Here is a 12,780-nt window from a genome sequence, read left to right as displayed (position 1 = left end):
GAGGAGTACGTGCATATTAGGAGGTTTTACGCTAAGGGGGAAGGTTGCTCGCTAGTCCACTTCTTGAAGTAGTAGATAATCATCGAAGCCGAGACGACCGTCGCCAAGAGGTCGCCCAGAGGTATCGCATACCAGACGCCATCGATACCGTAGAAGTGGGGGAGGATCAGCAGTGCTGGTAGGAGGAAGATGATCTGTCGTGTCAAGCTGATGAAGATAGCCTGACGGCTCAGCCCGAGACTCTGGAAGAGCTGAGAGGTGGTAATCTGAAAGCCCACGACGAAGAAGACACAGAAGACTATACGTATCGCATGCCGACCTATCTCGATCAACTCAGGCGATGCGTTGAAGAGGATAAAGAGTTGCTCCGGTAGTAGCATGGCAGCCGCAAAGCCTAGTATAGAGATGACCGTATTGACCCCGACAGCCAGCTTGTAGCAGCTCAGAGAGCGCTCGATATGTCCCGCACCGTAGTTGTATCCCACGATAGGCTGCATACCCTGTGCCACCCCGATGATAGTCAGTGCGATGAGTGTCGTGTAGTTGTTGATGATACCGTAGGTCGCTATGGATAGATCCGCCTCAGCCACCGACTTAGCAAAGCGAGCGAAGTTATGGTTGAGTACAAAGCTCACCACGCTTCCCGCTACCTGCATCGCAAAGGGTGCTATACCGACACTGATGATCGATAGCAGGATCGAGCCCGAGGGCTTCATATTTTGTCGCTTGAAGCGTACCACGCTCTTGCGCTGGAAGAAGTGATACTGCACGAAGACCATCGTACAGAACATCGCAATCACCGTTGCCCAGGCAGCGCCCTTGACACCCCATCCGAAGTGCATGATAAAGAAGTAGTCCAGCACCACATTAATTACCGCTCCGATGATCATCGTAATCATCGCTTTCGTTGGGTAGCCCGATGCACGCATCACATTGTTGTACCCGTAGGTTAGATTGCTCAGTATTATGGCGGGTAGATAGATGTGGAGGTAGTCCTTTGCCAAGGGGATGATATTGTCACTCGCTCCGATGAGTCGCAATAGATCCTCTAGAAAGATCATTGAGGGGGTGACTGCGAGGATATAGAAGCCAAAAGTCAGATAGACCGCATTGCTCAGGATGCGATCCGCACGATCCGAGTCCCGCCTACCTAGAGCAATCGACACACCGACAGAGGCACCCGTCCCCACAAGCATGCTAAAGCCGACGAGTAGGATGATCAAGGGGAACCCAATATAGACCGCAGCGATGCCAAGCTCGCCACTGCCCTGGCCGATGAAGATCGTGTCCACGATATTATACAGCGCCTGCACGACCGTACCCACCACGGCTGGTATAGCATACTGCAGCAGTAGCTTAGGGATAGGCTGCGTCCGCAAGTCCTGCGTCCGCTTATTGTCTTCGGCTTGCTCAGGAGCCTCTATATCTCTCTCATTCATCAAGTGCAAAGGTAGTAAATGATGGCCAATTACGGGGCCTTTACCAGAGCTTTAGTAGGGCTAACGCATTATATCACGATGAGTTCACATACGTCTCTATGGAGGAAATCGAAAATTCCTCGGTGAAGATCTTTGCTAGTTCAGTGAGGAATTGGAAAATTCTTCGGACTTGCGATTTCGTTCTTCCGAACTTTCATTTCATTCTTCCGAAGTTTCATTTCGCCCCTCGGTGAGGAATTTCCACTTTCCACAGAGCTGTTGAGAATTCCTTTGGGAGAGGACAGACAGTTCCACCCTTGGAACTAAAAAGTTCCAAGAGGGGAACCATTTTTGGAACTCGTATCTGCGAAGAAATCAGCACGATACGAAGCGACAAATGGCGCCCTTCGGGAGAGCTGTAGACTACGCTCCTGAGAGCAGATAGAGAGAGCGGCCTCAAGTCGTCGTGACTTGAGACCGCTCTTAGAACTTAGTAGGGTGGCGGGGAGCCGTCTGTTACTCCTCCTCGCTCTCCTCTGTGTAGGCCTTCAAGAGTGCCTCCTGTACATCTGACGGTACGAGCTCGTAAGCGTCAAACTTCATGACAAACGAGGCGCGTCCACCCGTCAGCGAACTGAGCGAAGTGGAGTAGTCGCTCATCTCCTTGAGAGGCACCTTGGCAGAGAGCTGCTCGTAGTTGCCATCGCTACTCATACCCATGATCAGCGCACGGCGTCCCTGCAGGTCGCTCATCACATCACCGAGGTAGTCTGCGGGTACGGTCACATTGACGCTGTAGACAGGCTCGAGGATCTTAGGACCTGCATTGCGGAAGGCTTCGCTAAAGGCGTTGCGCCCAGCCAGCATGAAGGAGATCTCATTGCTATCCACGGGGTGCATCTTACCATCGTAGACGATCACACGCACATCACGAGCATAGGAGCCCGTCAGTGGACCACGCTCCATGCGCTCCATAATACCCTTGAGGATGGCTGGCATGAAGCGGTTGTCGATGGCGCCACCTACGACACTATTGACAAAGACTAGCTTGCCTCCCCAGGCTAGTTCGACGGTCTGGGTGTCTCGAGGGGTAATCTTGAACTCCTGGTTGTTGAAGCGGAAGACGCTCGGTAGCTCTTTGCCCTCCTCGTAAGGCTCGACGATCAGATGCACCTCGCCAAACTGTCCAGCACCGCCCGACTGCTTCTTGTGACGGTAGTCAGCGCGAGCTGCCTTCGTGATAGTCTCACGGTAGGGGATGCGTGGCTCCTCAAAGGTGACGGGGATCTTGTCATTGTTCTCCAGTCGCCACTTGAGCGTACGTAGGTGAAACTCTCCCTGACCATACACAATGAGCTGGCGTAGCTCCTTGCTCTGCTGAGCAATCCATGTGGGATCCTCCTCCTGCATACGTGTGAGCGCCTCGCTTAGCTTCTCCGCATCGGCACCATTGACTGGTACGATAGCACGGCGGTACTTGGGGGCAGGGTACTCGATATTGGGGAACTGATAGTCCACGCCCTTATCGTTGAGAGTGGCTCCACGACGTACATCCTTGAGCTTTACGGCAGCGCCAAAGTCTCCAGCGACGAGCTGGCTCACCTTCTCCTTTTGCGCACCAGCCACTACATTGATCTGACCGAGGCGCTCCTTAGAGCCATTGTTCGCATTGGTCAAGTCCATACCCTCCTTGAGCGTACCACTCATCACCTTGAAGTAAGAGACCTCACCGATATGCGGCTCCACGGTGCTCTTGAAGAAGTAGAGACTCACGGGAGCGGTAGCATCGGGCGCTACCTCTACGCCCTCCGTCGTGATGGGGAGCGCAGACTCGGTGACGCGAGGTGCTACATCGCCCAGGAAGGTCATCGTACGACGTACACCCATATCCTTGAGTGCGCTAACGCAGAAGACGGGGTACATATCGCCGAGGACGATACCCTTGCGCATGCCCTGCACGATCTCCTCCTCGTCGAGCGACCCTTTCTCAAAGAAGGTCTCCATCAGGTGCTCCTCGTGCTCAGCAGCTGACTCGATCAGTGCTTGGCGAAGCTCCTCGGCACGCTCTCGCTGACCTGCTGGTATCTCGAGCTCTTCGGGAGTACCGCCTTCGGGCTTCCACTGGTACATCTTCATATTGAGCACATCAACCACCTGGTGGAAGTCTGGGCCCTCCTGTACAGGATACTGTATGACAACCACCTTGCCACCGTAGCGAGCCTTGAGTCCAGCGACTGTGCTCTCGTAGTCTGCCTTATCGCTATCCAGCTGATTGATGGTAAAGAGCACAGGCTTATGCAGTTGCTCTATGATACGCATCTGATTGATCAGGCCGACCTCGACGCCCTCCTTGGCATTGACCACAGCGAGTGCCGAGTCGGTCACGTGGAGTGCAGCGACAGTGCCACCGACGAAGTCATCGGAGCCTGCGCAGTCGATGAAGTTGAGCTTGCGATGAGCAAACTCGACACTAAATAGGGTGGAGAAAACGGTATAGCCATACTCCTTCTCTACGGGGAAGTAGTCGCACACAGTGTTTTGTGCTTCAATAGTCCCGCGACGCTTGATGACGCCACTCTCATAGAGCATAGCCTCGGCAAGAGTTGTCTTGCCGCTACCCGAGCCGCCGATGACGGCGATGTTTCGAATGTCTGATGTCTGATACAATTGCATAGCCTGTTATACTTAGAGTGAATATTTTGATTGCAACCACCTAGACGCCACTAGCTAGCTAGCGGTCGTCAATGTGTAAGCCTAGCGAATGTGCTACTCGGAGATGGACGAAAGTAGGACTACTTAAGCTTTGTTTCTTCCCCTACTTAGGATTACTTGACTAGCCTTTCACTAAACTTGTCGCAAGGTAGCAAATAAATAACACTTTTGCAATACCTAGAAAGTGTCCTCAGTGTAGAAAAAGGAGCCCAGGCTGTGCTACAGGTTTGTGGCTTTTACCGATCCTTCTGAATGGTGACACGGATGGGGCGACCGTTGTACTCCTCTTCGCTTAGGGCTGCTGCGACTGTCTCGGCCCATTCGCTAGCTACCTCAAAGTAGCTGTAGCTGGGACTGAGGTTTATTTTGCCAATGGTGATCTTATAGGGAAGCGTGCGGTTGATCAACTCTAGGAGACGGTTCGGATAGAGCTTGTCGCGCTTGCCGAGGTTGATCCTTAGCGAGGTCATGGGCGGTAGGTTGGTGCGGCTACGCTTTTGGGATGCTTTGCGATGCTCCGCGGGGGAACCTTTTGTCCTATACTTAGGCTCTTCGGTGGCCAGCTCTTGAGCCGAGAGGTCGGGCGTATTGGCGTAGTAGCGCATGATACGGTCCGCCTCCAGCGTGAGCACACGACGTATGATCTCCTCGGGAGGAAGCCAGGCGAGCTTCTGCACGATCGCATTGAGTAGCTCATCGTACTGGGTGCCGTGCTCGTTGCTGTCGGCATACTCGATCCTGGTCGCTAGAGCGAAGAGTTGCTTCTTACAAATCTCCTGACCAGAGGGGAGGGGCATTGACTCAATCCGAATGCCAGCGTGCTGCTCGATGATGCGTATCTGCTTGCTGTCGCGTAGATGGCAGATGGCTATCGAGAGGCCCGTCTTGCCAGCACGAGCGGTGCGTCCGCTACGGTGTGTGTAGCTGTCGGGATCGGCGGGCAGACCGTAGTGAAGCACGTGAGTGACATCGTCTACATCAAGCCCACGTGCTGCCACGTCGGTTGCAACGAGCAATTGCAGGTTGCGTATGCGGAAGCGGTTCATCACCATATCCCGCTGCGCTTGGCTAAGGTCGCCATGTAGCGCATCGGCATGGTACCCATCTCGTATGAGCCACTCGGTGATCTCTTTGGTCTCAGCACGTGTACGGCAGAAGATGATTCCGTAGATGTTGGGGTAGTAGTCGACAACACGCTTCAGCGCAGCGTACTTGTGCCGTGCTGGGACCGCTACGTAGAGATGCTTGATGTCGGCATTCGCTTTATTGAGCGCACCTATCTGCACCTCGTGGGCATCGCTGATATAATTGTCGGCTATCTCCCGCACCTCTCGGCTCATAGTGGCGGAAAAGAGCCAATGCTCCACCTGCTGTGGCACCGCCTGCAGGATATCCTGCAGATCTCGCTGGAAGCCCATATCGAGCATCACATCGGCTTCGTCGAGGACGACGACCGAGACCTTGCGTAGCTTGACAGCTTTGCGCCTGATCAGGTCGCATAGTCTGCCAGGAGTGGCTACTATAATATGGTATCCCTTGGCGAGCTGACGGATTTGCTCCTCGATGGAGGCACCGCCGTAGAGTGCTAGGATCTGGCGAACGGAGGTATACTTTGCCAAAGCGACTAAGTCGCTCTGTACCTGTATTGCCAGCTCTCGTGTTGGCGTGAGGATGAGTCCACAAGGTGCGGAGCCTTTTGCCTGGATGATGCGCTCTAAGAGGGGCAGTCCGTAGGCTGCGGTCTTACCCGAGCCAGTCTTGGAGAGCGCGATCAGATCCCCTCGATGAGTGGATAGGTATGGAATGACCTCCTGCTGTACGGGCATTGGCTCGGAGAAGCCGAGGTCGGCGGTGGCACGAAGGAGTTCGGGCGAAAGGTCTAGTGTGTCAAAGGTCATAGTGAAGGGGATTCGTGCTCATATATATAAAGGTGTCGCGATGACCTCGCAGAGCTTGCGAAGGTCTCGCCAGAAGGTGGGGTAGCTCTTGTCGACCGCCTGCGGGGTCTCAATCTGTAGCTGGTGATACCAGGCGAAAGGAGCCCACGCCATCACCATGCGGTGGTCGGCATCTGTGGCAATGGGTACGGGAGTGTGAACGGAGTTTGGTGCGCTACTGGCTAAGCAGAAGCCCCGCTCTGTCTCGTAGGTGAGTTGATAACCGAGCTGCTCGCCATTGCGCAGGATGAGGGCGATGCGGTCGCTTTCTTTGAGGTGTAGGAGGTTCAGTCCACGGAGCTGTGCTTTCTTCTGATAGTAGAGCAGGAGGGCAATGAGTGTGGGGGCGAAGTCTGGATTGTTTGACAGGGAAATACTCCCAAACGTGAGCTTACGCAGATGCTTCTGCAGGAACTCGCTGTCAAAGCAGAGGGTGTCGTCGCTTGTGCTTAGCCATTCGGGGGAGATCTGTAGCAGTTCTAAGGCTCGGGCGTCGGGTTGCAAGCTCTGCGCTGGGACATTGGTCAACAAGAGCTGGCAGGGACGTGGCGTCATAAGTGCCCACTGAAGGGGGTACTGTGCCGAGGACCAGTCACCTATGGGGTGCGAGAGAAGGCGTGTGAGCGTTGCCTCGCAGTAGGCTCCTGGAGCGACATGGATCCCGTGACGATCAACTGAGAGGTCAATACCGCATGACTGCATTAAGGAGCAGGTCAACTGGATGTAAGAGGCGCTGGGAAGCTGGTCGTCTTGCCAGCGAAGGGCTAGTCCGTGGGGCAGATAGGGCGCAATGAGGAGTAGGGCGGTGACCGTCTGGCTACTCTCTAGTCCGCTCGGCAGGGTTAGCGTGGGGAGTAGACCTTTCTGCTGCGAGTTCATCGGACGAATGCGCACCAGTGGGTAAAGCCCTCCGACAGGCTCTTGGGACGATGGTTGTGCGAGGTCGGCTTCGAGCTGAGAGAGTAGTGTAATTAGCTGTGCAAGCGGTCGCTCGGTCATACGACGAACAGGCGATACCAGCAGAACCTCTCGCTCTGTGGTCAAAGCAAAGAGTGCGGTCAGGAGGCGCATAGCCGTGCCCGAAGCCCCTACGGATATGCGTCCCTCGCTACTCCCCGAGGCGTGTAGCATAACAGCCAAGTCTTCGCAGAGATCTAGCTGATGCCACAGTGAGGGGATGCTCAGGTGCGCCAGTCGTGCCATCACAAAGAGCCGATTGTAGAGACTCTTCGAGGGAGGCAGGGTGATGGATAGCTGTGGGGTCACTAGGGTTGTGCTACTTGCTTGTATGGAAGCGACTAGACAAAGCGAACTTCCTCGACGGAGACTTTGAGTCCGTTGAGCCAGTCACGTGCCGAGAGAAGCTTCTTGCCTTGAGGCTTTAGCTGATCAATCAGGAGAAGTCCATCGCCACACTGCACGGCTAGTTGACCTTTGCGAGGAGAGACGCACTGTCCCACGGGTCGCTCGTCAGCTTCCTGTTGCAAGAGCGTGGTTGCATAGATCTTGACGAGGAGAGGCTCTTCGTTGGGGAGCTCCAGCATCGTCCAGGCACCAGGCTGAGGCGCTAGGCCACGTACCAAGTTGTGTATCTCGTGCGCTGACTGATGCCAGTCAATGCGCGTGTTCTCCTTCGTAAGCTTAGGAGCAGGGCGCAGGTCAGGGTGCTCCTCTTGCGGTAGAGCTTGCGGGTAGCGACCATCGTGCTGCATTAGCAAACTCAAGCCGTGAGCCAGTAGCTCTGCGCCAAGAGCCATCAGTTTGTCGTAAAGCGTGCCAAAGTCATCTTCCGGCTCAATCGGACAAGCCGAAGCGGCAATGATGTCTCCCGTATCGATCTCGTGACGTAACTGGAAGAGGGTCACGCCCGTCTCCCGCTCGCCATTGATTAGCGCCCAATTGATCGGAGCAGCGCCACGATACTGCGGAAGTAACGAACCATGTATATTGACCGTACCCCACGGGGGCAGGCTCCACACCTCACGAGGTAGCATACGGAAGGCGACCACCACGCCGAGCGTTGGCTTTAGCTCCGTGAGTTGCTGGACGAAAGCTTCGTCTCGTAGGTTTGTCGGCTGTAATATAGGTAGTCCGAGCTTGGTCGCACAAACCTTGACCGCAGAGGGCTGTAGGCGGTGCCCACGTCCCGCAGGCTTGTCAGGAGCCGTGACGACAGCGACAACAGGGTAGCCCCCGTCGACGAGACGCTCTAGGCACGCCGTCGCAAAGGGAGCGGTACCGTAAAAGATAATGCGGACTTGATCTTTCTTCATAGCTAGCTGTTTATTCGTCAGGTGAGAGGACGTTGAGCACCTCTCGGTAGGTGTTGAATATCTTAGACTTGGAGACATAGCCGAGGTACTGTCCCTCGGGCGTTACGACGGGGAGGTTCCACGCCTTAGTCTCATCAAAGAGGTGCATGATATGATCCATATGCATATCGCTCTGGATGCGGGCTGGAGGGGAAACCATAATGCGATTCACCTTATAGCGATCGTAAAGCTCAGGGCGAAACATAATATTGCGTATATCATCGAGCGAAACCACCCCAAGGAGCTTATCTGTCTCCCGCTCCACCACTGGAAAGAGATTGCGCTTCGCACGCCCCACCACCTGAACCAGTTCGCCGAGCGTCATGTCGGGGTAGACCTTATCAAAGTCCGTCTCGATCACATTGTCGATGCTCATCACCGTGAGAACCGCCTGATCCTTGCTGTGGGTCATCAGTTTGCCCTTTTGCGCCAAGCGTAGAGAGTAGATACTGTGAGGCATGAAGATGCGGATCGTCCCGTAGGAGCAGATAGCGACCAGCATGAGTGGCAGGAGCAGGTTGTAGCCCCCCGTTAGCTCAGCGATGAGGAAGGTGCCCGTCAGCGGAGCGTGCATCACGCCCGCCATCACGCCCGCCATGCCCATGAGGACAAAGTTCTTTTGCGGTAGGTAGACCTCAATGAAGGGGAAGAAGTTTAGCGCATAGGCAAAGACAAAGCCACACAAGCCCCCCACGAAGAGGCTAGGCGCAAAGAGTCCACCGCACCCGCCACCGCTATTGGTCGCTACGGAGGCAAAGACCTTGACCAGCATCGTACAGAGGAGGAAGGCGAAGATGACCCAGTAGTTACTCCCGAAGGAGGCGAAGATACTATTGTCCGTCACGGAGCTGTACTGTCCCGCCATCAGATCACTGAGCGTGCTGTAGCCCTCGCCAAAGAGCGGAGGAAAGAGGAAGATAGCCACACTGAGGATGAGCATCGAGATGCCGTAACGCTTGAAGAAGTTGCTGCGACCCTTGAGCCAACTCTCCAGGGCAAACATCACCTTGGAGAAGTATAGCGAGGTGAAGCCACAGGCGATACCGAGCAGGATTACGTAGGGAATGCGCTCTGCCGTAAAGGGGTCGTTTTGATAAAAGGAAAACATCGCCTGCTGTCCCGTCAGCAGGTAAGCGGTCGTAGCCGATGTGACCGAGCTAATCAGTAGCGGTAGCACACTACTTAGCGTCAGGTCGAGGAGTAGCACCTCCACCACAAAGACCAAGCCCGCAATGGGTGCCTTAAAGATACCCGCAATAGCTCCTGCAGCGCCACACCCCACGAGGAGCATGAGCTGACGCTGCTCCAGCTTGAAGAGCCGTCCCGTATTGCTTCCGATGGCGGCTCCCGTCATCACGATAGGAGACTCAGCACCGACCGAGCCTCCGAAGCCGATGGTGATCGAACTAGCTAGGAGCGACGACCACATATTGTGCGGCTTGATACGACTCTTGCGCTGTGACATAGCGCCTAGCACCTTCGTCACGCCGTGGCTTATGTCGTCACGGATGAAGAGCTTGACCACGCCCGCCGTCAGCAGTACACCGATAGGAGGCAGGATCAGGTACCACACATTAGCCTGCCGTATAGCGGGCATCAGGAGATGCTGTATCGTGCCAATCAACTGTTTGAGCGCAAAGGCAGCCAGGGCGGTCAAGATACCGATGATAAAAGATAAGATCAGTACGAAGATGCGCTCACTGATATGCGCCTCTCGCCATAGGATAAAGCGTTGTAGTAGTGATGTTCGTGTAGTCGTAGTCGTCATCGCAGCCGTGTTACTTTCCTTTTCCCTTGATAATAGTGCCCACCGTGCAGAGCAGCACCGCTAGGTCGAGCTTGATCGATATATGCTCGTAGTAGAGCCAGTCGTAGTAGAGTCGCTCGACCATCTCATCGACCGTCGAGGCGTAGCCGTATCGCACCATTCCCCACGACGTGATGCCCGGCCGTAGCTGGTGTAGTAGGTAGTAGTAGGGTGCCCGCTCGAGGATCTGCTTGATGTAGTAAGCGCGCTCGGGACGAGGCCCTACGATAGACATATCGCCTCGCAATACATTGTAAAACTGGGGCAGCTCGTCCAGTCTGTACTTGCGCAGCTTGGCCCCTAGTGGCGTGACTCGCTTGTCTCCCTCATGGCTAAGCTGAGGACCCGCAGCCTCTGCATCTGTGTACATCGTGCGAAACTTATAGATCCAAAAAGGCTTGCCACTGCGCCCCACACGCTCCTGACGGTAAAAGACGGAACCCTCCGAAGAGCGCCGAACCAAGACCGCCAGTACTGCAAAGAGAGGCGACAGAAGCACTAGCAAGACTAGCGAGAAGAGACGGTCAAAGAGCCATTTCACATTGCGCTCCATCTCGCTCATCTGCGTCTGCGTCACGTCGTGTAGCGGTAGCCCACGGAGCGTACGCGCTTGTAGCGAGGAGCGTACTCCCATGACCCCCTCTAGGTATATCTTGATCGGTAGCTTGCAGCGGTACAGCTCGTAGAGCAGATGCGTAGCTCGTAGCGTGTCCGCCTCATTGGCCACCATATAGATCGCCTCGATCGGTTGCTCCTCCAGTATCGCCTGCACCTGCTCTAGCGTGGCTGGCTCAGAGCCGAAGGGAAGCTCAGCCACAGCGTGGTAGTGCATCTCCATACGCACCGCCTGTAGCTTATCCATCACCTCAGGCGTACCGATGAGCAGGATCTGTGGCCAATGCCCTGGCGTCCGGTCATACCGGATCTGCTGCAAAGTAATCGTCAGACGACCCGCATAGATGAGGAGGAAGTGCGTCAGGTAGAGTAGCGCAAAGAGGAGCAGATGCGCACTGCGTCCATCGATCACATCGTCCACCACGAGGAAGAGGTACTCGATGACTACCCCCACGAAGACACTCCCAGCCGTTAGGAAGAATTCGTCGATGCGACTCTTCGCCAACACCTTATTATAGTACCCCGAGAGCGTCAGGAAGCCCATCCAGAAGAGCACCACCACGATCGTCACCCAGTACATCTTCGTGTTGAAGAGGAAGAGTGACAGCTCGCCAAAGGTCGCACTCTGATCCTCAACCACGTAGCGCACCACGTTGAAGAGTGTCGTCGCCAGCAGTACTGCCACAAGGTCAGAGACGATGTAGCGCAGACGTACCGTAGCTTGTCGAGACTTCTTGCTCATAGATGGGGCGTGATTAGGAGCCACTAAAGAACCGTTTAGTGGCTTTTGACCAAGCTTATTACCTAGCGAATGACCTGCACCTCATTATTGAGCCCCAACTTGATAATATCTGAGGGCATTCCATCGATATGCTCATCTTGGCGTAGCGGGACTACATAGTCCACCAGCTTGATCAGTTCTGGGTCGATCTCCGAGTAGTTGTGCGGTGAAGTAGTTCCCGCCAGATTGGCCGAGGTGGATACGAGCGGTCGGCGTAGCAGTCGGCAGATCTCCTGACAGAGCGTATCGCTCGCAATGCGTATCCCAATTGAGCCGTCGTCCGCCAGTAGTTGCGGAGCCACATTGCGCCCCCCAGGGTAGATAATTGTGAGCGGACGCACCGCTACATCAATCAATTGGTAGGCCATCGACGGCACCGTACGCACATAGGATGGTATCCGCATGTCACTATCGACCAGCATCAGCATAGGCTTGCCTGTGGGGCGACCCTTGAGAGCCGAGAGCCGATCCACCGCCTCTTCATTGGTCGCATCGCATCCCAAGCCCCAGATCGTGTCGGTAGGGTAGAGGATGATACCACCACGCTGTAATACATCGACCGCCTCACGCGCTGCGGATAGAGTCTCAGGAGAAGGAGATACTTGATTCATAAAGCTATCTAGAGAGGTAAATGTCTCCACCACATTGGGGAGACTTCCAGCACAAAGGTACGAAATCAGTCGGGATACCGCTAGAGAAAAAGTTTTCAAAAATAGAAGTGTCGTATGATACATAATGAGTTCATTTACGTCTCTACGAAGAAAATCAAAAGATTCCTCGGTGGAGACGTTTGATTATCCAGCGAGAAACGAAAAAAATCTTCCGAAGTTTCATTTCATTCTTCCGAAGTTTCATTTCACTCTTCCGAACTTTTATATCGCCCCTCGGTGAAGAATTTTCGTTTTCTCGTGAGCTATTAGGAAAATTCCTCGGAGGAAGTCAAAATCAATCGGAGCTGTCGGACTTGTTGGAGTGAATAGATGTCTTATCGTGCGTAGCTACTAGAGGATTGCTTACCTTGCGTTAGCCTTGGGCTCTGGCTTTGTAAAATTGTAGCTCTCTCGGGTATGAAACAAACTAAATGAGAGAGGAGGAGAGCTAAACAAAGAGAGGGCTGAGTCCGTTGTGATGGACCCAGCCCTCTTTTGTTGTATGACGGGCATGTCATACATCTGTGGTGAAAGTCCACGCGGGGCGT

General features: G+C 54.5%; 8 protein-coding genes. All 8 read right to left on the bottom strand.

Annotated features, from left to right (window positions below):
- Positions 1–26: 26 nt before the first annotated feature.
- Positions 27–1,439, bottom strand: a complete 1,413-nt coding sequence (locus Q0X57_RS04655; protein WP_297728355.1) for an MATE family efflux transporter — start codon at positions 1,437–1,439, stop codon at positions 27–29.
- 495 nt (positions 1,440–1,934) lie between these two features.
- Positions 1,935–4,091, bottom strand: a complete 2,157-nt coding sequence (locus Q0X57_RS04650; protein WP_297728350.1) for an elongation factor G — start codon at positions 4,089–4,091, stop codon at positions 1,935–1,937.
- A 275-nt stretch (positions 4,092–4,366) separates the two neighbouring features.
- Positions 4,367–6,028, bottom strand: a complete 1,662-nt coding sequence (locus tag Q0X57_RS04645) for a DEAD/DEAH box helicase (protein ID WP_297728348.1) — start codon at positions 6,026–6,028, stop codon at positions 4,367–4,369.
- Positions 6,029–6,046: 18 nt separating this feature from the next.
- Positions 6,047–7,333 (bottom strand): 3-phosphoshikimate 1-carboxyvinyltransferase, encoded by a 1,287-nt coding sequence (locus Q0X57_RS04640; protein WP_297728345.1) that lies wholly within the window; start codon positions 7,331–7,333, stop codon positions 6,047–6,049.
- A 32-nt stretch (positions 7,334–7,365) separates the two neighbouring features.
- Positions 7,366–8,340, bottom strand: coding sequence for a methionyl-tRNA formyltransferase (fmt, locus tag Q0X57_RS04635; RefSeq protein ID WP_297728342.1), 975 nt, complete (start codon positions 8,338–8,340; stop codon positions 7,366–7,368).
- Positions 8,341–8,350: 10 nt separating this feature from the next.
- Positions 8,351–10,147, bottom strand: coding sequence for a chloride channel protein (locus Q0X57_RS04630; RefSeq protein ID WP_297728339.1), 1,797 nt, complete (start codon positions 10,145–10,147; stop codon positions 8,351–8,353).
- A gap of 10 nt (positions 10,148–10,157) precedes the next feature.
- Positions 10,158–11,543 (bottom strand): exopolysaccharide biosynthesis polyprenyl glycosylphosphotransferase, encoded by a 1,386-nt coding sequence (locus Q0X57_RS04625; RefSeq protein WP_297728336.1) that lies wholly within the window; start codon positions 11,541–11,543, stop codon positions 10,158–10,160.
- A gap of 62 nt (positions 11,544–11,605) precedes the next feature.
- On the bottom strand, positions 11,606–12,193 hold the full coding sequence (locus tag Q0X57_RS04620) for an L-threonylcarbamoyladenylate synthase (RefSeq protein ID WP_297728333.1): 588 nt from the start codon (positions 12,191–12,193) through the stop codon (positions 11,606–11,608).
- Positions 12,194–12,780 lie beyond the last annotated feature (587 nt).

Source organism: uncultured Porphyromonas sp. (genome assembly GCF_947254915.1).
Lineage (GTDB): Bacteria > Bacteroidota > Bacteroidia > Bacteroidales > Porphyromonadaceae > Porphyromonas.
Note: the sequence above shows the minus strand (reverse complement) of the source record. Positions and strands in the feature narration are given on the sequence as shown.